This window comes from Sphingobium boeckii, from assembly GCF_014199215.1.
GTDB classification, from domain to species: Bacteria; Pseudomonadota; Alphaproteobacteria; order Sphingomonadales; family Sphingomonadaceae; genus Sphingobium_A; species Sphingobium_A boeckii.
This window is the reverse complement of the sequence record NZ_JACIJC010000007.1, coordinates 30,809-52,063: the sequence shown is the minus strand read 5'-3', so window position 1 is coordinate 52,063 and position 21,255 is coordinate 30,809. Positions and strand designations below refer to the sequence as shown.

18 protein-coding genes are annotated in these 21,255 nt (G+C 61.1%); 8 read left to right on the top strand and 10 right to left on the bottom strand.

Annotated features, from left to right (window positions below; translation table 11 throughout):
* Positions 1-27 precede the first annotated feature (27 nt).
* The 5 genes from FHS49_RS18515 to FHS49_RS18495 all read right to left on the bottom strand — a co-directional run bounded on the left by FHS49_RS18515 (position 28) and on the right by FHS49_RS18495 (position 7,184).
* Positions 28-1,389: an MmgE/PrpD family protein gene (locus FHS49_RS18515; protein WP_184021822.1), complete on the bottom strand. Its 1,362-nt coding sequence runs from the start codon at positions 1,387-1,389 to the stop codon at positions 28-30.
* Positions 1,386-2,402, bottom strand: a complete 1,017-nt coding sequence (locus FHS49_RS18510) for a zinc-binding dehydrogenase (RefSeq protein ID WP_184021819.1) — start codon at positions 2,400-2,402, stop codon at positions 1,386-1,388. The genes FHS49_RS18515 and FHS49_RS18510 overlap by 4 nt, the downstream gene beginning before the upstream one ends.
* 141 nt (positions 2,403-2,543) lie before the next feature.
* Entirely contained in the window at positions 2,544-3,281 is a 738-nt protein-coding gene (locus FHS49_RS18505) for a GntR family transcriptional regulator (protein WP_246351042.1), read from the bottom strand.
* 229 nt (positions 3,282-3,510) lie between these two features.
* On the bottom strand, positions 3,511-5,769 hold the full coding sequence (locus FHS49_RS18500; RefSeq protein WP_184021815.1) for a TonB-dependent receptor: 2,259 nt from the start codon (positions 5,767-5,769) through the stop codon (positions 3,511-3,513).
* A 152-nt stretch (positions 5,770-5,921) separates the two neighbouring features.
* Positions 5,922-7,184: an MFS transporter gene (locus tag FHS49_RS18495; protein ID WP_184021813.1), complete on the bottom strand. Its 1,263-nt coding sequence runs from the start codon at positions 7,182-7,184 to the stop codon at positions 5,922-5,924.
* Positions 7,185-7,426: 242 nt separating this feature from the next.
* On the opposite strand from FHS49_RS18495, the gene FHS49_RS18490 reads away from it, so the two are divergent.
* Genes FHS49_RS18490 through FHS49_RS18475 form a run of 4 tightly spaced genes read left to right on the top strand, consistent with a single transcriptional unit; the run spans position 7,427 to position 12,763 of the window.
* A complete protein-coding gene (locus tag FHS49_RS18490; protein WP_184021811.1) occupies positions 7,427-9,007 on the top strand; it encodes an alpha/beta fold hydrolase in 1,581 nt (526 codons plus the stop codon).
* The gene (locus FHS49_RS18485; protein WP_343053024.1) at positions 9,004-10,350 is read left to right on the top strand and encodes an MFS transporter; all 1,347 of its coding nucleotides are present in this window, start codon (positions 9,004-9,006) and stop codon (positions 10,348-10,350) included. The genes FHS49_RS18490 and FHS49_RS18485 overlap by 4 nt, the downstream gene beginning before the upstream one ends.
* A complete protein-coding gene (locus tag FHS49_RS18480; RefSeq protein WP_246351039.1) occupies positions 10,347-11,945 on the top strand; it encodes an FAD-binding oxidoreductase in 1,599 nt (532 codons plus the stop codon). The genes FHS49_RS18485 and FHS49_RS18480 overlap by 4 nt, the downstream gene beginning before the upstream one ends.
* A gap of 2 nt (positions 11,946-11,947) precedes the next feature.
* Complete coding sequence (locus FHS49_RS18475) at positions 11,948-12,763, top strand: cupin domain-containing protein (RefSeq protein ID WP_184021806.1); 816 nt, start codon at positions 11,948-11,950, stop codon at positions 12,761-12,763.
* Between the two features lie 42 nt (positions 12,764-12,805).
* On the opposite strand, the gene FHS49_RS18470 is transcribed toward FHS49_RS18475, so the two are convergent.
* The 5 genes from FHS49_RS18470 to FHS49_RS18450 form a co-directional block, all read right to left on the bottom strand.
* On the bottom strand, positions 12,806-13,513 hold the full coding sequence (locus FHS49_RS18470; protein WP_184021803.1) for a hypothetical protein: 708 nt from the start codon (positions 13,511-13,513) through the stop codon (positions 12,806-12,808).
* A gap of 61 nt (positions 13,514-13,574) precedes the next feature.
* Positions 13,575-14,300 (bottom strand): DUF3108 domain-containing protein, encoded by a 726-nt coding sequence (locus FHS49_RS18465; protein ID WP_184021800.1) that lies wholly within the window; start codon positions 14,298-14,300, stop codon positions 13,575-13,577.
* A gap of 39 nt (positions 14,301-14,339) precedes the next feature.
* Positions 14,340-14,999, bottom strand: coding sequence for a hypothetical protein (locus tag FHS49_RS18460; protein ID WP_184021797.1), 660 nt, complete (start codon positions 14,997-14,999; stop codon positions 14,340-14,342).
* A gap of 2 nt (positions 15,000-15,001) precedes the next feature.
* On the bottom strand, positions 15,002-15,862 hold the full coding sequence (locus tag FHS49_RS18455; protein ID WP_184021794.1) for an alpha/beta fold hydrolase: 861 nt from the start codon (positions 15,860-15,862) through the stop codon (positions 15,002-15,004).
* A 33-nt stretch (positions 15,863-15,895) separates the two neighbouring features.
* A complete protein-coding gene (locus FHS49_RS18450) occupies positions 15,896-16,801 on the bottom strand; it encodes a VOC family protein (protein ID WP_184021791.1) in 906 nt (301 codons plus the stop codon).
* A 380-nt stretch (positions 16,802-17,181) separates the two neighbouring features.
* Between FHS49_RS18450 and leuC the strand changes: the two genes are divergently transcribed.
* From leuC to FHS49_RS18430, 4 genes are read left to right on the top strand one after another with little or no spacing between them, the layout of a single operon-like run.
* Complete coding sequence (gene leuC, locus FHS49_RS18445) at positions 17,182-18,555, top strand: 3-isopropylmalate dehydratase large subunit (protein WP_184021788.1); 1,374 nt, start codon at positions 17,182-17,184, stop codon at positions 18,553-18,555.
* Positions 18,552-19,145 carry a 3-isopropylmalate dehydratase small subunit gene (leuD, locus tag FHS49_RS18440; protein ID WP_184021785.1) on the top strand — a complete coding sequence of 198 codons (594 nt, stop codon included), beginning with the start codon at positions 18,552-18,554 and terminating at the stop codon, positions 19,143-19,145. The genes leuC and leuD overlap by 4 nt, the downstream gene beginning before the upstream one ends.
* 2 nt (positions 19,146-19,147) lie before the next feature.
* Positions 19,148-20,002 (top strand): isocitrate lyase/PEP mutase family protein, encoded by an 855-nt coding sequence (locus tag FHS49_RS18435; RefSeq protein WP_184021782.1) that lies wholly within the window; start codon positions 19,148-19,150, stop codon positions 20,000-20,002.
* Positions 19,999-21,132: a zinc-binding dehydrogenase gene (locus tag FHS49_RS18430; protein ID WP_246351036.1), complete on the top strand. Its 1,134-nt coding sequence runs from the start codon at positions 19,999-20,001 to the stop codon at positions 21,130-21,132. Before FHS49_RS18435 ends, FHS49_RS18430 begins: the two co-directional genes overlap by 4 nt.
* Positions 21,133-21,255 lie beyond the last annotated feature (123 nt).

Genomic DNA, 21,255 nt, shown 5'->3' with positions numbered 1-21,255 from the left:
TTGATCCTCCCTCCGACCGGAGGGGGATCAAACGCGACCCATCACCTCGGCGAGCGCGTCGTGCACATCGCCCACGCCATCGAAGCGCTCCATCAGGGCCGCAAGGGCATCGTGGATGCCTGGCATATCCCCGAATGCCAGGCAGCGCGCGGCCTTGGCCAGATGTTCTTGCGCACTCAAGGGCCATTCGGGTGAGCCGAATTGCCGATCGACCATTTGGCTGAATGCCGCGCCGCCGCGCATCGTCGCAATGCCGATGGCCGGCACGAAGGCGGCGGCATCGCGATTGTCGTCGATCTCGACTTCGATCCGCTCTGCCAGCGCCAATATGGCCGGGTCTGCGAGACGCTCAGGCGTAAAGTCCGTCAGGTCGATCGTCCCCCGCGTGAGGACGACCGCACCGAGCCAGGCAAAACAGAGCCGTGCATAGGCAATGCCCATGCCCGCAAAGGGCCGACGCCCCACCAGACGATGGATCAGGGGCGGCGCACGGTAGACGAACCGTTCCAGATTATCCGACGTGATCCCATGATCTTGCATCAAGCGCTGCAGCGCGATGATTGCACCATGCGCCGCACGCCCGGTGGGGAAGGGTTTCCAGCTCAGTTCTTCGATACGTTGGCATGTTCCCAATTGGCCGAGTGCGTGTTCGAGATCCACGTCGTCTTCGAACAGCGCCATATAGCCGAAAGGACCATCGAAGGACCCCTGCGGTCCTTCAAATCCGGCCAGCGCAAGATCTACCGCTTCGATCGCCGAGCGCGCTGCTGCTGCCACCTGGATCGCCAGTGCGGGCTTGCCTTCAAGATGCGCCTGCATGGTGCCGCTGGCAAAGGCGAGGCCATAGCCGAACGCGTTGATCGTGATTTCGGGTGAGAGGCGCCGCATACGACAGATGGCGCCGATTGATCCGAAAATCCCTGCCGTAGCCGGTCGGAAGAATTTGAGCGGCGATTTCGCCGCGACACCCAGCGTCGCCACGATATCGACCCCGGCAATCATGCCGGAGAGAAAATCCGCGCCGTTGGCCGGTGACCGTCCCGCTTCGGCCAGCAGCACCGCGCCGACACTCGCCATCGGATGAGCGACAGCGGGTTCATGAACGCAGTCATATTCCTGGCTGTGGATCTGATAGGCATTGACGAACGCCGCGTGCGGCGTCGTCAATGCCGCCTCGGGGCGACCCAGCACCAGGCCGTTGCCGCCCTGCCCGCTCCATTTTCTGGCCGCCGCATATGCGGATTCCGCGAGCGGGGCATTGCGACCGGCAATGCCCACGACCAGCGTATCATGAAGAAAGTTCAGCGCCGCGCGACGCGCGCTGTCCGGCAATTCTGACCATTCCACGCCGAGTGCATGATCAGCCAGTATCGACGCGGCATTGCTCATGCCAATTCGATCATCACCTTGCCCACATGTTCGGCCGCCGCAAAATAGGCATAGGCTTCGGGCGCTTCATCGAATTTGAACGTCTTGGCAACCAGAGGATCGATCTTGTTGACCTCAACCGCGCGCACCAGTTTGGCGAGCATGGCATTGCTGCCGTTCGCGATGCCCTTCAGCGTCAGATTCTTGCCGATGATCGTTCCATAATTCGGAACGCTCAAGCCCTGACCCGCGGTCACACCGATGATGACGATGCGCCCGTTGACCGCCGCCGCGGCGATGGATTGGCCCAGCGTGCCCTGGCCACCGGTTTCGACCACGATGTCGGCCCCCGTATTGCCGGTCTGCGCCATCAGTTCGGCGGCCCAATCGGCGCTCGTGCGATAGTTGATCGTGATATCGGCACCCAGCGTTCGGGCAAGGGCAAGCTTCTCGTCGCTGGACGAGGTGATGGCCACGCGCGCGCCATTGGCCTTGGCGATCTGAAGCGCAAATGTCGCCACGCCGCCCGTGCCAAGGCAAAGAACGAGATCGCCGGCCTTGACCTTGCCGACTTCCACCAGGGCATTCCAGGCGGTCAACCCTGCCGAAGGCAGTGCCGCGGCCTGCGCGTCCGACAACGCTTCAGGCACGCGAATGAGAGCATGAGCGGGGATGGCGACGCGCTCGGCCAGCCAGCCATCATGCGTCACACCCAGATCGAAGCCGAAGGCATGATATCCAAAATCGCCGCCCGACCAGTTGACGAAGTGACTGCTGATCACGCGATCACCCACGGCGAACGCAGTGACGCCGTCACCGACCGACGTGATGATGCCCACGCCTTCGGACACGGGAACCCGCTCCTGCGGCTTTTTGGCACCATAGGATCCGCGCAGGATCTGAATGTCGCGATTGTTGAGGCTGATGAGGCGCGGCGCGACCACCACCTGGCCCGCCGCTGCGACGGGATCTGGCCGCGTCGTCGCCGTCAGGCTCTGGATTCCGCTTTGTTCGCCGATCTGAAATGCTTTCACCTGATACTCCTGATCTGATGAGTCCGGCGCGCGAAATGCACACGGCCCCAGATCATCGATGCGCTCACCCTCGGCAAGTTCACATCAATGCTCATTTGTATGGCTTATATAACAATTATGGCGTTGTCCACGCCCAGATGGTCAGCCTTGCGTGATGGTCGGCGTCAAGGTGGCACCGCCCGGATGCTGGAGATCAAGCCGGATCGTGAATTTGTCGGCGCGGTAGTGCGCGAAAGTCAGGAGGAAGGGTTTATGATCCTTGTCATAGGTGGTGCGCGCGATCCGCAACAGCGCGGAACGCGATTCGATGTTGAGCGCCTGAGAAATGACGGCATCAGCCTGCATCGCACTGATCGTCTGCTCCGCCTGCACCGCCCGGTGACCCGCTTCTTCAAGTATCTTGAGGATCGGCGCCTTGGCCAGATTGGCGGTCGTGATCACGTCACCAAGTGCTGCGGGCACATAGCTGACGATATAACCGAGTGGCTCGCCATCCATGGAACGGACGCGCACAGCACGAATGACCTGATCGGTGGGGTCTATTTTCAAGGCGCTGGCGACAATGGCCGAAGGGTTTTCGGTTGCGACCTCGATCACGGTGACAGGGGTGCGGCGGCCGAACGCCAGCAGTGAATCGACAGCCTGATCGATATTGGCTTCCATCGGCGTGGCGGGCGACTGAAAGATGACGCGCGTGCCCAGTCGGCGCTTGCGCTCCACGAAATGCTGCTGCGCCAATTCGGTGAGAACCCGACGCGCGGTGATGCGCGACACGGCATAAATTTCGGACAGTTCCTGCTCGGTCGGCAGCGCGCTGCCGGTGGGCCGCTGGCCGCTTAAAATCTCATCTCTCAGTTGAAGATAAATCTGGTGATACAAAGGTACCGCCGCAGCCCGGTCAATCACTATACCACCCCCTGATTTGACGTCCTGCTTCATGAAATAGCCATCGCCTAGTTTCGTTTTTTCAGGCCGGCGTCAAGAAATCGATGGAAAAAAGAGTCAAACTGATCGGATAGCGAGGAAAGAATTGCTTCGCGCTGAGACGTAAACGAAAAAAAGGGGGCCGCCATTTGGCAGCCCCCTCTTGAAATCCAGCGGATCGGGATCAGAAGTTGAACCAGAAACGCCCGGTGAAGCGGCGCGGATCGCCAGGAAAGAGCGAGATGAAGTTCGCCGTGATGGTTTCCTGCTTGGTCAGGTTGGTCACCCCGAAGGATGCCCCCCATTTACCGTCTTCATTGTCATAGGTCGCCGTCAGATCGACAAAATTCTCGGTGGGCGCTGCCGCCGTATTGAGTGCCGCAACAAAATAGGGCGAGTTATGGCGGAATGCACCGGTGATGCCGAGATCGCCACCCAGTGCATCGACTGGCACCTTGAAGGTGGCACCGGTAGCGATCTGGAAATCAGGCACACGCACCGGAACGGTGGATGTCTGGATCTGCAGATTGGCTGGCACGCCCGGTGTCTGAACGGTCGACAGATATTTGCCGCGATTGATGGAGCCGTTCACGAAGATGTTGAAATACCGGTTGGGCGAGAACGCTGCTTCCCATTCGAAACCATAGGTCTGAAGCTTGCCCGCATTGCGCGCAAGTTGCGAAACCGTGGTCAATGGCGGGATGATGATGCCGGATGTAACCTGAAGATCCTTGGTGATCGCCAGATAGACGTTGCCGTTCAAGCGTAGCTTGCGATCGAACAGTTCCGATTTGAAGCCGGTCTCATAGGACCATGTGACTTCGGGGCGGAACGGCAGGACCAGTGCGGGGTTGCTGTTGGTCCCGTTCCAGCCGCCCGACTTGAAGCCGTTCGTGGCCGAAGCGAACACCAGCACGTTGGGATCGAACTTGTAGGACAGCGCGATGCGCGGGGTGACCCGGCTCTGGGTCTGGCGCAACGGAACCCCCGTGGCGATCACGGCTGCGCTGTCATAGCCAAAGCCCGGGAAGCGATCGGACCGGAAGAAATCGAGATTTTTGACTTCCCAGGTGTAGCGGGCGCCAAGCGTCGCGATCAGATCGGGAACGATCTCATAATCACCTTGCGCATAAGCCGCCGCCGTTTCGACTTCCTGATGGAAGCGGACATCCGCGGTCAGATTATAAGCGGTCGTGCCGCCCGAGAAGGTCGCCGTCGAAAGATCGTTGATCTCCTTGAGATAGAATATGCCAGCGACATATTTGAGCTTGCCGTCGAAAAGCTCGCTATTCCATTTCAATTCGCCCGAATGCTGGGAGTTGTCGATCTTGTCCGCCAGGATGAAGCCGGCAAATTTGTTGACCGTACCTGAGCTGTAATTGTTGATATAGCCCTGATCCTGCTTGCGATATCCAACGATCGCCTGAAGCGTGCCGGCGTCCGGCGAATAGGTGATGTTGGCCGATGCCGCATAGTTCTCCGAATTCAGGCAAAGGCCGTCGCCGGTCGTGAGCAAGGTGGTGACGGGATCGCCCTTGCAGCTCGTCTGCCGCATGTTGGTGGCCGCTTCGTAAAACACCGGCGTGGTGGTCGTGCCGAAACGCGACGACGGCGTGGGCAGCGTGCGCACACCGAAATAGGTGCCGGTGTTGCTGGTATATTCGCCCGACAGATCGATGGTCAGATCATCGGTCGGCAACAGACGCAGATCGCCGCGGAAGCCATAGCTGCGTTCGCCGTTCAGGGTCTCGCCCGTCGTGATATTCTTGAGATAGCCATCGTCCTTGACATAGAAGGCGGACCATTTCGTCAGGATCGTCGAGGAAATCGGCAGGTCGATGCTGGTCTTGGCCGTGACGCGATCGAACGAGCCGGCGGACATTTCGAATTTCGCACCAACCTCATCCTTGGGCTTGCGCATGATGATCGCAACCGCACCACCCGTCGTGTTGCGGCCGAACAACGTGCCCTGCGGGCCGCGCAGCACTTCGACGCGCTCCGTATCGAAAAATGCGTAATTGTTGGCGTTCTGGCGCGCGACATAAATGTCATCGACATACGTGCCGACCGGCGGATCGAAGGTTGCCGCTGACTGCGTATTGCCAAGGCCGCGCAAGAAATAGGAGTTGGCGGTGGCCAGACCCGCATTATGCTGCGAAATCATCGACGGGACGTATTTCGAAACCGAGATCGCGTCGTTGAGATTGAGGCTCTTGATGGTCTCTGCGTTGAACGCGGTCACCGTCAGAGGGATGTCCTGCAGACGCTCGGGACGACGCTGCGCCGTGACGACGATATCCTGACCAGCGAAACCGCCGCTTTCTTCCTCGACGGTTTCAGCCGCCTGGTCGGGCGTCTGCGCCATGGCGGTGGTGCCCGTCGCAGCCAGCGCGCTGGCTGCCAGTGCAAGATACGAAGCCCGAATGGAAAGTCTAAAAGTCATTTTATACCCCTTCTCTCGCTGAAGCCGTCCCGTTGCGAAATCGCGCTTCGTCACATGTTTGTATTATTCTTATACCATTAAGACAAATGATTCCTGCCCATGAGTCAAGAAGTAAAAGGCCTGCAGCGATAACCGATTGATATAAGATGCTTTTATCCGGCCTCTTTCTCCCATTTTGGATAGCGCCCCAGCAGCAGAAGCAGCGCACCGCCGGTAATCACAAAGCCGATGCCAAGGCGAAGCGCGGTGCCATACGAACCCGTCATGTCGAACGCGTATCCATAGACCACCGGCCCAAGCCCGCCGCCAAAAGCGATAACCGTGTAGAAGCAGCCATAGATCACGCCATAATTGCGCTGGCCGAAATAGCGGCTGATGAGAAAGGCCAGGAGGTCGAATTCGAAACCTGCGCCAAAGCCGATAAATAGCACGGCGGCAAAGGCACCCTCGCTTCCAAGCGCGTCGCCTGAAAGCAGCCAGCTTCCAATGGCTGGGATAAGCAGGATCATGAAAGCGCACGCAGGCGCCCAGAAGCGATCCAAGAGCCAGCCGCCGATGATCCGCCCGGCAATGACGGCAAGGCCGAAACTGGCCGTGATCGCCCCGATCTCCGCCAGCTCGAACTTGAACGACCTGAGGATGTTTTCAAGATTTGGCGTGGGTGCCGTCAATGCGAAGGATATGAGGAAGAACGAGACCGCCAGGATCCAGAATTTCACGCTGCGAAGCGCCTGGCCCAGCGTCATGCCATATTCCTCGACCGGCTCCTCGGCACCCGGAGTCGCAACGGCCAGATTGGCCTTCCGGTTTTCCCGAAACAGCCAGAGCACCATCGGAATGCCGATCAGGATCGGCAGTGCGCCGATGGCGACGAAGGCCGTGCGCCAGCCGAAATCGGCAATGATCCAAGCGGCAAACGGCTTGATCAAAAACCCGGTGATGCCGGTGCCCGAACTTGCAATGCCCAGCGCAAGACCGCGGTTCTTGTCGAACCATCCGTTCACGACGCGGGTCCAGGTCGCCGAAAGCGTGCCCGCGCCCAGCACCGACATGATCACCCACTGCCCATAGAATAATGTCAATGATCCGGTGCTCAGAGACAGGCTCATGAAGCACAGGCCGAACAGGCCCAAAGAGATGAGTGCGACGGGACGTGCACCATAACGATCGATCGCGAAACCGGCGAGCGGACTGGCCACCATGACCACGGCGGATTGGACGCCGATGCTTCCCATCATGGACGCGAAGCTCCAGCCGAATTCACGCGACAATTCCGGCGCGAACATGCCGATGGTGTAAAAGGGAATGGGGCTGAGACCGAGCGCGACGCCGATCATCGCCGAGGCAACGACTAGCCAGCCCTGCCGCGTCTCGCGGGATCCCGCAGGCGTCCCCTGCCAAGCTTGGACGTTCATCAATCTTCACTCCAGGACTGGACAAGCGGTCGACCATGCCGCACCATACGTTATAAGAATATATCAAATGACTTTGCGCAAGCCTTATGTCGGACGCGCCATGTCGGCCTGATGGAGCAGTGGTCATGGATGTGGGCAAATCAGCCTTTTTTGAAGGGGCTGCCGTCGTGCAGCGGCGTTTCGCAGACGTAGCAGGACGCGCCTTGCACTACCGTGTTGCCGGCCAAGGCCCAGCCGTTGTCATGCTTCACGACTCCCCCCGATCGTCACGCCTGCACATCGAGACGATGCAGTATCTGTCGCAGGAATTTTGCGTTTATGCGCTCGACACCCCCGGCTATGGCAACTCCGAACCACTCGATCAGGCTTCACCCACGATCGCGGATTTCGCCGATGCGCTGGGCGCGGCTCTCGCGGCGCTCGGGCTCAGTCACGCCCCCCTGTACGCAACCCACACCAGTGCGAAAATCGCGCTCGAACATGCGGCGCGGACCGGGCAGCCCTGCCGACTGATCCTGGATGGCCTTTCGATCCCGGAGCAAGCTGCGGATGTGGCTTTTATCGACCAATATATGCGCCCGTTCACGATCGACGGATCGGGCGCTTATCTGGCGGCAGAATGGACGCGGATGCGCGATATGGTGCGCTGGTTCCCTTGGTTCGATCAGCGACCGCAAACGCGCATGGCGATCGCAACGCCGACGGATGGCTGGATCGCGGACTATATCATCGATTTTTTCGCAGCCGGGCCGAATTATGCGGCGGCCTATGCGGCTGCCATGCGCTATGATCCAAAGCCCGCTCTGCTCAAGGTTAAGTCCGAAACGCTGATCGCTGCCAAAGAGAGCGATGTGCTTTACGCGCATCTCGCGCGCGTTCCGACACAGGATAACGCTGCATTGACCGTCGAGCGACTGGGGTCCGATCGATCGAAATGGTTGGCATGGCTGGAAAGGTCTTTCAGGGAAGCATCGCAAGACAAGGCTGTCCATGCGGCCCCGCCACAGCAACCTGTTCAACGCCGGATTTATGCCGACCTTCCGCATGGTCCGATGTTGGTCAATCGCGCGGGGCCGCAAAGCGGAACGCCGCTGCTGATTTTGTCCGCGCCCACCACCCTGCACGCGCTGCGCTGGCAGCAGGCATTGTCCACCCGCGCCACGATTGTGCCCGATCTGCCGGGCTTCGGGGAATCCGCCGCGCTCCCGTCGCCGTCGCTGATATCCATGGCGGACGCGCTCGAAGCCATGCTTGACCAGTTCGGAATCGGAAAGGCCGATATTCTGGCCACGGGATTTGCCACCCCCCTGGGCACGCTGCTCGCAGCGCGTCATCCCGCCAAATTCGGCCATATCATTCTCGACGGATGCTTCAGCACAATGGCGATCAACAGCGATTCCATATGCCCCGAATTTCCATTCGATACGGGGGGTGGGCACATTCACCGTTATTGGCACATGCTGCGTGACGGCGAGGCGAATTGGCCATGGTATGCCACCGAAGCCACGGCGCTTCGCACAATCGCTCCCCAGTTCGACGCGTTCGGCCTGCACGACGCGCTGCTCGGCATATTGAAGCAACCGGAACATTATGGCGATGCCGTCGGCGCGCTGGCCCAGATCGACAATGCGGAATCCTATTCGGCTTTCAGTCAGCCCGCATTGCTCTTCTCGCGACCCGACGACCCGGGCTATGGAGCGGTGACCAATGTGGCTGGCAGTCTGCCCAGCGCCCGCGCGCTGCCACGGCCTGATACCATCGAAGATGCCGCCGCGGCGGTCGAAACCTTCCTCACCGCATTCGCTCTGGAGGGCGCGCTGTGATCGCGCTCGCCATGCCATCCGCAAAAGACCATAACTGGCCGCCGCGGAAATATGCCTGGTATGTCGTCTCGCTGCTGACGCTGGCCTATGCCCTGGCGATTCTGGACCGGGTGTCGATCGGCCTGCTCATCGTGCCGTTGCAGGCGACGCTCCATATCAACGATACGCAATTCGGGCTGTTGCAGGGCATGGCCTTCAGCCTGTTTTACAGCATGTTGGGCCTCCCCCTGGGCATATGGTGCGATCGATCACGACGGGTGCCCCTGCTGGTCATCGGCCTCCTGCTATGGAGCGCCGCCACCATCGGATGCGCCTTTGCCAGCAGCTTCGGCGGATTGTTCTTTGCGCGAATGCTCGTGGGAGTCGGCGAAGCTGCTCTGGTGCCCTGCGCCGCCTCGCTGATCGCAGATTATTTCGAGCCCGACGTAAGACCCAAGGCCTATGGCACATTCGTCACGGGCAGTTCTCTCGGCACCGCGGCGGCGATGGGCCTTTCGGGACTGTTTCTCGTCACGGCGGATCATCTTATCGTCGATTACGCCATGTTCGAGAACATGGCCCCCTGGCAGATCGTGTTCATCCTGTGCGGCGCACCGGGCATTCTCCTCGCCCTCGTCATCATGCTGACGGTCCGCGAGCCGAAGCGTCACGGCGTTTCCGGCGTGACCCCGCCGATCAGCCTTCGGCCCATCATCCAGCTTTTCAAGAGACATCCGCGGGCATTCGGATCGCTGATGCTGGGCACGGTGCTCAATCTTGTCTGCGTCTATGCGATCATCGGCTGGTTTCCTGCGCTGTTCATACGGGTCCATGGCTGGGGCGCTGCGGAAACAGGCTGGCTGCTCGGTGCCGTCGGAATGCCGATCAGCATTTTCGCGGCCATCAACAGCGGCTGGGTGATCTCCTGGCTCACGAAGCGCGGCCATTCGGATGCGCCGATGCTCGCCGCGATCGCCTGTGGCCTGTCCATGGTGGTGTTTGGCACATTCGCCTGTCTGGTGCCATCCGGCTCGCTCGCATTGCTGGGTTACGCGCTCAACGCCTTGTTCCTCAATTGGAATATCTCCGGGGTCTATTCGGGCATCTCGATGATCGTGCCCAATGAGATGCGCGGGCAGGTCATGGCGCTGCACAATATCTGCTCGGGGCTCATCGCGCTCACGACCGGCAATTTCATCGTCGGTTTTCTGTCCGACACCATTTTCACCAGCCCGGGCGGCATTGCCTGGTCGCTTGGCGTCGTCTTCTTCGGATGCGGCCTGGCTGCGACGCTGGTGCTCTACACCGGGCGCGCCGCTTTCCGTGCTGCCGCGCTGGATCACAAGGAAAGGGAAGCCGCTTGACCACGACCGCCGCCATCACCCGCGACAGCCTGATCGAAAGTCTCGATGCCATTCTCGGCGCCGAGGGTTTGCTGATCGACATGGAGAGCCGCCGCCTTCATTCCGCCGATCTCTACAGCGCGTCCGGATTGGTCGCCGCCGTCATCCGTCCGGATTCGATCGAACAACTGAGTGCCGCCGCAAAGGAAATCGCCAAGGCCGGGCTCGCGCTCCTCCCCCGCGGTGGCGGGCTGACCTATGTGCAGGGCTATGTCTCGCCAACCGAAGGCGCGGTCGCGGTCGATCTGCGGCGTATGAACAAAATTATCGAAATCAATGCGCAGGACATGCTCATCACCGTCGAGGCGGGCGTGACATGGATGGCCATCCACGAAGCCCTGAAACCTCTGGGCCTGCGCTTGCCGTTTTTCGGCACCTTTTCCGGTCGGGGCGCGACCGTGGGCGGTGGCCTGTCCAACGGGGCGCTGTTTCTAGGCACTGCCCGCTACGGCACTTCTGCGGAGATCGTGCTGGGCCTGCAGGTCGTGCTGGCCGACGGATCCATCCTCCACACCGGGCAGACGGCGATCTCCACGGCGACGCGTCCGTTTTCCCGCACCTTCGGCCCCGATACCACCGGGCTTTTCGTGCACGATGCCGGCGCGATGGGCATCAAGGGTCAACTCACCTTTCGCATGATGCGCACCCCGGCGCACACCGACTATCTGTCCTTCGGCTTTCAGGATCGGGATGCCGGCGTCGAGGCGATTTGCGAGATCGGCCGCTGCGAACTCGCAGAAGATGCCTTTATGATGGATCCGGACAAGACCCGGCAGGCGCTTGCCACGCCGAGCGACCTGGTCAAGGATGCCAAGACGCTGATGAAGGTGGTCACGCAAGAGCGCGGACTGCTGCGCGGGCTCAAAGCTGGTGCGCAGCTTGCCATGGCTGGCCGCGATTTCATCGACGACGGTTGTTATTCGCTTCACATCGTCCTGGCCGGTCGCAGCCGCGAAGCCGTAGACGGAGACATGGCTCTGGCCCGCGCGATCGTGGCGAAGCTCGGTGGAAAGGAACTGCCCAATTCCATCCCCCGCGCCGGCCGCGCCGATCCTTTCTCGCAGCTCGACGCCGTGCTGGGGGCGACGGGCGATCGATGGATCGCGCTCAATGCCAAGGTCGCCCATAGTGATGCACACAAGCTCGTCGATGCGGTCGAAGCGCTCATCGCGCGCCACCAAAGCGATCTGGATGCGGCGGGCGTGATCGTATCGCGCCTTCTCACCGTGATCGGCAGTCACGTTTTCAGCTATGAGCCGGTGTTCAATTGGCATGACAGTTGGTTGCCGATGCACCATGCCATGGTGAGCGCGGAGACCAAGGCGAAGACCGCAGAGCCCGTTCCCAATCCACAGGCGCGCGCGCTTGTCATGAAAGTGCGCGGAGAGATCGTGGAACTGTTCGCCGCGTTCGGCGCGCAGTCCAATCAGATCGGCCGCACCTATCACTATGCCGATATCATGCGTCCTGAATCGCGCTTGCTGATCGAAGGCGTCAAGCACCTTCTGGATCCGGAGGGCCGGATCAATCCGGGTGCCCTCGGCCTGGCCGCCTGACCATGGCCCGCCCCTATATCGAATTCGTCCAATGCCAGAATATCGACTGGCAGGTGCAGGCCGATGGCACGCGGGTGAAACGATTGAATTTCGATCCGGCGGACGGCGCGGAGACCTGCATCGTGCGCTATCCAGCAGGGTTCATCCGTGAGGATATGGGACCGGAAGACCGCGCCGAGGAATATTTCGTGCTCGATGGCACCATCGTGATCGATGAAAAGGCGCGCGCCTATCATGCCTATGGTTTCATCCCGCGCGGGGAGAGCGCCGGCATCAGGGCGAGCGAACAGGGCGCCACCCTGCTCATCTTCCGCTATGGCCGCGACGATCCCAACAGCATTTCAGGCGTGTCGGAGGCGATCACAGTCGACCCTCTGTCGGTGCCGTGGGACATGTCTGCAAGTGATCCCCAGATTGCGCATCTGCGCCTTGCCCGCAAAGTGATGCGTCTTGGCCCCAATGACAGTTCGCGGACCTTCCTGCTGCTGGGCCTGCCCCATGGCGTGCCTCCGGCCGACGCCATGCCAGCGGAGACTCATGATCATTTTGAAGAGATGCTGATGCTTCAGGGCGAGATGTGGACGCCCGAGGGATTGATCCGGCCGGGCGCTTATTTCTATCGTCCGCCCGGCATCGTGCACGGCCCCCATGTGTCGCAAGCCGGCTTCTTCCAGATCATGCGGGCGGGCGCGAACAAGGTCCGCACCGAATGGTCGGCGCCCAAGCCGCTGCCGATCGGCGCACCCTACGCTCCCGCAATCCCCGAAGGCACGCCCGAAAGCTGGACCCGCCCCTGGGACGGACCGGAGGCGTTCTGACCGCGGGCTGCTGCCGCGCGCCATGGCGTTTCGGAAATGGCGTTACCGCTGGTGTAACGCCACGAGCTCATACCAGGTCTGCATATAGCCCCCGACCCCGCCTTTCAGAAAAATGGCGTCGTCATCGGCCGTGACCCAGATGTCGTAATCGGGATGGCTCTGTGTTTCGGGATCGGTGAAGCGAAAGTGCGATGCCTCGAAACGGCCCGCCTTCACGGTGACGTTCTCATCGCCCAAATAGGTGCATTGCATCCGCCCCTCCCCGATCAAGGGCGCGCCGACGCCGCGATGGTCGGGCGAGGGAATAAAACTGCGCACCACGCGACTGTGCGGCCCGCGGGCCTTGTCCATCATCTTGACGATATAGGCGTCCCCTGAGATCGGGTGCATCCCGACGCCGTCATAGGATCCACCGAGCGGCATGGTCTGCGATACGCGGCCGATGGAAGGCCCAAAGCTCTCGCATTCCACCGCATCTTGGGTGAAGCGGAACAGACCCGCACCCAGAAACCGATCATCGATCATCAGCCGAACGAAGCAGTCCGTGGGTCGATCGTTCGCATCGAAACTGCAGGTGATATCACGCAACACCGTAGGAGCCGGCTCCTCGATCTCGCAGAGCGCGCGCACCGTTCGGCTACCATCCGGATGGACGGTGAAGGTGAAATCCTCCCGCCCCCTTTCCTGCCCCTCCCGGCCCGGCTTCATGGAGGTGTAGAGGATCTTTCCGACGAGCGATCGATGCTGCATGTCAGATCTCCAGCAGGCGCTGCGCCGCCATTTCAATCCAGCGGCGGCGCAGGCCTGTCGATCAGCGGCGCGTCAGTTCGGCGAGTTCGTACCAGGTCTGCATATAGCCGCCGACGCCGCCCTTGAGGAAAATGGCGTCGTCGTCTGCCGTGACCCACACGTCATAATCCGGGTGTGCGCCGTCCGCCGTCGCCATGCCGGCGTCGGGATCGCTGAAGCGATAATGAGAAGCGGCGAAGGTGCCAGCCTCTACAGTCACCGTCTCGTCGCCCAGATAGGCAAGCTGGATGTTCACTTCAGAGATCATCGGCGGCGTGGCCCCGCGATGGTCAGGCGATGGCAGGAAGGTGCGCAGCGCGCGGGCGTGCGGCCCCTTGGATTTGTCCATCTTCTTGGTGATATAGGCGTCGCCCTGAATCGGGTGCGTGCCAAAGCCGTCAAACGTCCCGACGATGGGGACTTTTTGCGAAAGGCGGCCGATCGACGGGCCGAAACTTTCGCATTCCACGAAATCCTCCGTGATCCGGAACAGGCCGGCCCCCATGAACGTGTCACCGATCATCAGGCGCACGAAGCAATCGGTCGGCATATCGTTTGCATCGAGGCTGTAGGTGATGTCGCGCATCACCGTGGGGCTGGGTTCTTCGATCTCACACAGCGCCCGCAACGTGCGGCTGCCATCGCTATGCTTGGTGAAGGTGAAATATTCGCGGCCCCGCTCCTCACCTTCGCGACCCGGCTTTCTGGACGTGTAGAGGATCTTACCGCTGATCGTTTCATGTTTCATGACGTGTCTCTCCATTTATATGAGCAGGTGGAAAAGCGCTTAGGCCGGGCGCGCGATACCGAGAAAGCTGGCCAGCAGGACCAGCCCCCAGATGGTCAGCACCGAGATGCGTGCCTTGGCATTGACGGCGGCAATGACCGCGTCGCTTTCGGGCGTCGGCCCGGTCGCGATCATCGTGCGGATCGCGCCGAACAAGGGCACCAATTGCCGGCGCACGAGCAGCCCCAAAGCAACGCAAACCGCCAGAATGCAGAGCTTGATCGCCATAAAGAAGGGGATGGGCAGACCGCCGGTGAGGCCCATCGTGCCGCCATAGGCCAGCCCTGCCAGAACGACGTAGCGGATGGCGATATCGAGTTTCTTGATGCCGCTGCCGCCACCGTGCTGGAGGTGCACGGCCCAGGCCAAAGCGAGCCAGATCAGGAAAGCTACGACCACGACCGCTACCGCGACACCCGATACATCGATCCAGCCTTTGGCCCAGGCCAAGGCAAAGCCCGTAGGGAAAGACAGGATCAGCGCCGTGCGAGGAGCCATATCGATATTGTTGAGGATCTTGAGCGCCATCAAACGCTCAGCGACCGACCGCTTTGGATCGGTCATGAAGGTCGATCCATAAAAGGCTCCCAGGTCTCCGCCCAGCCAGTAGATGGGAATCAAGATATGGAGAAATGTGAGCAGTGATCCGCCGAAATCCATGATCAAGCCTCCGTCGGGGTGGAAGAGCGTTCGGCAAAGAACGTCGTGATCGCGGCGTGGCGCTGATCCACAAAGTTAGGGGCATCGAAGCGCGGCAGGGCAACGAAGCGCCCACCGGCAATGGTCGATGACAATTCGCTCGTGATATCGAACAAGGGATCATTCTCGCCCGCCATGAATAGCGCCGGCACCGTGACAAGCGGCAGGCGATCGCGCGCATTCCATTTGAACGCCGCGCGATAATTGAGGTGGTAGGTCTCGCTCGCCTTCATCACTTCCAACGCCCAGGCGTGGAGATCGGCGGCGCTGCCTAGACCATTGTCGCGACGGCCTTCCCGGGTACGCTTATACCAGGGGAAAAACATATATTGATCCCGGCAGAACTGGAACAGGCGGGTCAGATGCGCGCCGTCCTGATCGGGCACAAAGGGAAAGGCATAATTGGCCAATATGTCTTCCAGCTCCTCCGGCGTCAGCCAGCTTACGCCATCCAATACGATATGGCTGATGCGCTCGGGCGCGAGGATCGCAAGCTCTGCCGCGATGGCCGCGCCGGTGTGAGACCCATAGAGCTTCACCGTCTCCAACCCCATCGCATCCATGAAGCGGAGCGCCGCTTCGGCCAGTTCGGGCAGAATGGGTTCACGATCGAAGAGCGGCACGCTGTCGCCATTGCCCGGCGTATCGGGCGCATAGACCTTGCCCCCGGCCGCCAGGCCGCCGATCACGCTCAGAAGCTGGCGCGAGCTGCCCGGCGATGCGTGCAGCGTCAAAATCGGCTCACCCGATCCCGCATGGCGATAATGGATCTGGCCATGCGCCAGATCGACAAAGCCCCGTTTGATTTCAACTGTTTCAGTCATGCTTGATCCTTGATGGAGCCGCGCAGGGCGGCCTCAGTTGCCCCAGGCGATCGGATCGCCTTCAATCACTTCGAGAAGCGCGCCCTCGGGCGTCTTGAGCAGGCCGACGCGCGCACCGGCATAAAGCGCGCCATCGCGCGACACTGGCGGCGAAGCCCAATGCCCCTCCAGCCGCGCCAGATCGGGGTGCACCATCGAAACAATCGAAACGCCGGGTGGCAAAGCGCCGGGATGCGCGGGGCGGACGGTGGTCCCCTCGGGATATTGATCCGCCTCCAGAAACACCTGACCCTGCCACTTCGCCGTCACCAGTTCGTGCTTGCTTTCCGCCGGCAGATCGAATGCGAGCGAGATCATGGAATAGCGGATGGCCACGGGATCGATCACCTCGAGACCAAGCACATCCGCCATCCATTTGGCGGTCGCGCGCAGGTCGGGACAGGCCAGGACGAGGATGAACGGCCGATCGACGAGCGATTTGACCTGAGGCAGCCCGCTTGATGGATCATCGACGCGAATTTCGGTGAGATAGACGGTTTCCTGATCCGGTCCGCGCACCTGCATCGGTTTCACATTGGGAAAGCCATCAAGCGGCTTGGGCGCGCCGATGACATCGAACACCTTGGAAGCGATCATCCGCTCGTTGACGATCTCGACATCGGACACGCAGATTTCGATCGCCGCCCAGCCATAGGTGCGGATGGGGCGATAGTCGGGCACGTCGTCGCCCTCGATAAAGCGAAGGAAGACAGGACTGCCCGATGAAGGCTGCATCAGGACATAGCGGCGCCCTGCACTGGCAGGCGCATTCCATGCTGCGGCAAGATCCGCAGGGATCACCCCGTCCTCGACCACGGTGTAATCCAGCCATTGCGAATAGCGCGCCACGGCCGCGTCCACGTCCCCGACAATATGCGTCGCGCATTTCAGAAGCGTCATGCCTCGTCCTTCCTATCTGTGCGAGATCGCCAAATAGCGCATCGCCAATGTCGCCATTTGATATATATATGATACAATTGGCAAGCGTCTTTCTGCGCCAGACGATCACTTTTTCAACGTTAGCCCATCGGCCCTAAGATGCGCCCGTCGATCAAGCCGCCGACCAAAGGACTGAAATCCAGCGCCGATGGTCCTGAGAAATTTTTCCCGGCGACCCCGCAAAAGAGCGCGCCCGTCACCTCGACATCCCGATTTTAATTGATATATACCCAATACAATTGAGATCAACAGGAATGTCAGTGCATGGCCATTTTGATCAGGGAAGTCGGGCCGCGAGACGGGCTGCTAAGCAGCCCCTGCCACGCCACGGGAATAAGCTGATGCAGCGGACTTTATACCAAAAGCTCTGGGACGCGCATGTCGTCGTCGAGAGCGACGACAGGGCGCTTCTCTATATCGATCGCCACCTGCTCCACGAGGTGAGTACGCCACAAAGCTTCGAGGCGTTGCGCGAGGATGGGTTGACGGTGCGTCGCCCGGAAACGCAGCTTGCCGTCGCCGATCACTCCGTCCCGACGCATGATCGTGCGGAGGGGATCAAGGATTCCCAGGCGGCCGCACAGGTCGCACTCCTCGAAAGCAATTGCGCTGAGTTCGGTATCGAATATCTGCGGCTCGACGGCGAGGATCAGGGCATCGTGCATGTCATCGGACCGGAACAGGGCTTCACTCTCCCGGGCATGACGCTGGTATGCGGTGACAGCCATACCTCCACTCATGGGGCCTTTGGCGCCCTGGCCTTCGGGGTCGGCGCATCGGAATGCGGCACGGTCATGGCCACGCAGGCGCTGTGGCAGGCCAAGGCCAAGACGATGCGCGTCACGTTCACGGGCAAGCTGCAAGCCGGCGTCTCCGCCAAGGACATGGCGCTGGCGTTCATCGGCACGGTCGGCGCATCCGGCGGTTCCGGCTATGCGACGGAATTTGCGGGTGAAGCGGTCCAGGCGCTGTCGATGGAAGGGCGCATGACGCTGTGCAACATGGCGATCGAAGCCGGATCACGCACGGGCCTCGTCGCGCCGGACGTCAAGACCTTCGCTTATGTGAAGGGCCGTCCGCGCGCCCCGCATGGCGCGGACTGGGATGCAGCCATCGCTTACTGGCGCACGCTCACCAGCGATGCCGATGCCCTGTTCGACTCCGAAATCACGATCGAATCCGAAACGATCGCGCCTCAAGTCACCTTCGGCACCAGCCCGGATCAAGTGGTATCTGTGCGCTCCCTGCTGCCCGATGACGACCGTTTCGCCAAGCCGATGCGTTACATGGGCGTCCATGCCGGTGAGGCCATGAACGGGCTTACCATCGATCACGCCTTCATCGGCAGTTGCACCAACGGCCGCATCGAGGATCTGCGCTCCGCCGCGTCGATCATTCGCGGCGGGCATGTCGCGCCCGGCGTCCGCGCGCTCGTCGTGCCCGGCTCCATGCGCGTCAAGGCGCAGGCGGAATCGGAGGGGTTGGACAAGCTCTTCCTGGACGCCGGCTTCGAATGGCGCGAACCCGGCTGCTCGCTCTGCGTTGCGATGAACACGGATCGCCTGCCTGCGGGTGCCCGCTGCGCCTCCACCTCCAATCGCAATTTCGAAGGCCGGCAGGGGGCGGGTGCGCGCACGCATCTGATGAGCCCCGTGATGGTCGCTGCTGCTGCCATCAGCGGGCGTATCGTCGACGTGCGGGAGATGCTGGCATGAGCAAATTGGTCACCGTCACCGGCCCGGCTATTTCCCTGCCCGATGCGGATATGGATACGGATATCATCTACCCTGCCCGTTTCCTCCTCATCACCGAGAAAAAGGGGCTGGGTGCCTATGCCTTTGCCGATCGCCGCGATGAGCCGGATTTTCCGATCCGCGCGGGCGACAGCCGCCCGATCCTGATCGCAGGACCGAATTTCGGGTGTGGATCAAGCCGCGAACAGGCGCCTTGGGCGATCTTCGACCTGGGCATTCGCATCATCATCGCCGAGAGCTTTGGCGAAATTTTCTACGCCAATTGCTTTCGTAACAATATGTTGCCCATCCGGCTCGACGCGTCACGGGTTGGCGCGTTGCGCAGCCACGCAGAAGCGGGCGGGACGATCACAGTCGATCTGGAAGCGCGCTTGGTGAAAGCCCAAGGCCTGCCCGACATCGCTTTCGATGTGGCCAATGACCGCCGCGAGGCTCTGCTCAAGGGCTGGAACGATACCACCCGTATCCTCGCACTGCACGGCGGGGACATCACCGCATTCGAGGCGGCGCAACAGCGCGCAGCCCCATGGCTCTGGACAGCAAGGAAATGAAAATGGCCGATACCCGCCTGCGTGACAAATTGGCGCTGAAGGAATTCTTCGTGGTGCCGGGCATTCACGACATGATCACCGCCGTGATCGCCGATCGCGTGGGCTTCGATATCGTCTATGGCAGTGGCTACTGGCTGACGGCGTCGGCCTATGGCCTGCCGGATGCCGGCCTGGTATCCTACACCCAGATGCTCGACCGCCAAGCCACACTGAAAAAAACCAGCAAGGCAGCGCTCATCGCCGACGCCGACACCGGCTTTGGCGGGCTGCTGAACGTGCAGCACACCGTAAAGGGCTATGAGGCGGCGGGCGTTTCGGCGATCCAGATCGAGGATCAGGAATTTCCAAAGAAATGCGGCCACACGCCCAATCGCCGCGTGATCCCGATCGAGGACATGGTCGACAAGATCAAGGTCGCCGCTGACACGCGCGAAGACATGCTCATCATCGCCCGCACCGATGCGCGCCAATCGGAAGGCATGGACAGCGTCTTGCGCCGTCTCGAAGCCTATTCGAAAGCGGGTGCCGACATTCTCTTTCCCGAAGCGATGGAGAGCGAGGCGGAAATGCGTCTGGCCTGCTCCACCTTCGAAAAGCCCGTCATGGCAAACATGGCCAATGGCGGCTCGACCCCGATCCTGACGGGCGATGTGCTGAAGGACATCGGCTATGCCTTTGCCATCTACCCCGCGCTTTCCAGCCTGATCGCCGCCGCCGCCATCGAGTCCGCGTTCATCAAGCTGCGGGATCAGGGAGACGGCGAACCTGCCGATATGCCGATATTCAACTTCAAGGAATTTTGCGGCATGATCGGCTTCCAGGAAGTCTGGGATTTCGAAAAGAAGTGGGCAAGATGATGGAAATCACCGCCGCCGTATTGAAGCAGACGGGCGACAATACGCGCCCCTATGCGCAGAATCAGCCGCTCAGCCTGGAAACGCTGGTATTGGATCCACCCGCTCCGGGCGAACTTCTGGTTCGCATAGACGCGGCCGGCCTGTGTCATTCTGATTTATCGGTCGTCAACGGCGATCGCCCCAGGCCGATGCCCATGGCGCTTGGCCATGAAGCCACTGGGATCGTCGAAGCCCTGGGCACAAAGGACGACAAGGGTTTTTCCCTGGGCGACCGGGTCATCCTCACATTTCTTCCCTCTTGTGGCGAGTGTATCCGGTGCAAGGCCGGCGAACCCTATATGTGCCCGGAGGGCGCGGCGGCGAATGGTGCCGGGCGATTGCTGAACGGCGGTCATCGTCTGCATGACAAGTGCGGCCATGATGTTCATCATCACCTGGGGGTATCGGCTTTCGCCACGCATGTGGTCGTGGATCGCCGTTCGGCCGTGAAAATCAGCCGGGATATTCCGGCGCATATCGCAGCGCTGTTCGGCTGTGCGGTGCTGACCGGCGCGGGCGCGGTGATCAATTCGGCAGCGCTTCGTCCCGGCGAGAATATACTCATCTATGGCCTGGGCGGCGTGGGGCTTTCCGCGCTCCTCGCAGCGCGGGCCGCCGGTGCCGGCATCCTGGTGGCGATCGATCCATCGGCTGAAAAGCGGGCCATTGCAACGGAGCTTGGCGCGATGGCGTTCGCGCCGGAGCAAGACGATGACATCAGGAACGCCTTTCCCGAAGGCGGTGCCGATGTCGTGATCGAGACGGTCGGCAAGGCTGTGGTGCTGAAGGCAGCCTATGCGGCGGCGCGGCGCGGCGGGCGCATCGTAACCGTGGGCCTCCCCAATCCGGCCGAGACATTCGACATACCGGCGGTCTCGCTGGTCGCAGAAGGCAAGACCCTGATCGGCTCCTACATGGGATCGGCCATACCGGCCCGCGACATTCCCCGCTATATCGCCATGTGGCAGTCCGGACGATTGCCGGTGGAGAAACTCCTGACATCGATCAGTCCGCTGTCGGAAATCAATGATCTGCTCGACAGTCTCGCCGATGGTCAGGCCATCCGGCAGATCGTGGTGCCCGGCGGGTAATTGCCCCCCCCCGGCCGTCATCGAGATGCCAGCGGCACATCTCCAATATTTTGAAACCATGGCCGGACACGATCGATCGACGTATCCGGCCGGGCCGCGCTACTCTTAGAGCGTTTCCCGCTC

What these genes read in the sequence shown, in the direction of transcription:
- FHS49_RS18430 (WP_246351036.1), top strand. Translation starts at nt 19,999, where the DNA reads ATGATGGAAATCACCGCCGCCGTATTGAAGCAGACGGGCGACAATACG.
- FHS49_RS18515 (WP_184021822.1), bottom strand. Translation starts at nt 1,389, where the DNA reads ATGAGCAATGCCGCGTCGATACTGGCTGATCATGCACTCGGCGTGGAA.
- leuC (WP_184021788.1), top strand. Translation starts at nt 17,182, where the DNA reads ATGCAGCGGACTTTATACCAAAAGCTCTGGGACGCGCATGTCGTCGTC.
- FHS49_RS18455 (WP_184021794.1), bottom strand. Translation starts at nt 15,862, where the DNA reads ATGACTGAAACAGTTGAAATCAAACGGGGCTTTGTCGATCTGGCGCAT.
- leuD (WP_184021785.1), top strand. Translation starts at nt 18,552, where the DNA reads ATGAGCAAATTGGTCACCGTCACCGGCCCGGCTATTTCCCTGCCCGAT.
- FHS49_RS18500 (WP_184021815.1), bottom strand. Translation starts at nt 5,769, where the DNA reads ATGACTTTTAGACTTTCCATTCGGGCTTCGTATCTTGCACTGGCAGCC.
- FHS49_RS18460 (WP_184021797.1), bottom strand. Translation starts at nt 14,999, where the DNA reads ATGGATTTCGGCGGATCACTGCTCACATTTCTCCATATCTTGATTCCC.
- FHS49_RS18495 (WP_184021813.1), bottom strand. Translation starts at nt 7,184, where the DNA reads ATGAACGTCCAAGCTTGGCAGGGGACGCCTGCGGGATCCCGCGAGACG.
- FHS49_RS18475 (WP_184021806.1), top strand. Translation starts at nt 11,948, where the DNA reads ATGGCCCGCCCCTATATCGAATTCGTCCAATGCCAGAATATCGACTGG.
- FHS49_RS18465 (WP_184021800.1), bottom strand. Translation starts at nt 14,300, where the DNA reads ATGAAACATGAAACGATCAGCGGTAAGATCCTCTACACGTCCAGAAAG.
- FHS49_RS18450 (WP_184021791.1), bottom strand. Translation starts at nt 16,801, where the DNA reads ATGACGCTTCTGAAATGCGCGACGCATATTGTCGGGGACGTGGACGCG.
- FHS49_RS18470 (WP_184021803.1), bottom strand. Translation starts at nt 13,513, where the DNA reads ATGCAGCATCGATCGCTCGTCGGAAAGATCCTCTACACCTCCATGAAG.
- FHS49_RS18490 (WP_184021811.1), top strand. Translation starts at nt 7,427, where the DNA reads ATGCTTCACGACTCCCCCCGATCGTCACGCCTGCACATCGAGACGATG.
- FHS49_RS18435 (WP_184021782.1), top strand. Translation starts at nt 19,148, where the DNA reads ATGGCCGATACCCGCCTGCGTGACAAATTGGCGCTGAAGGAATTCTTC.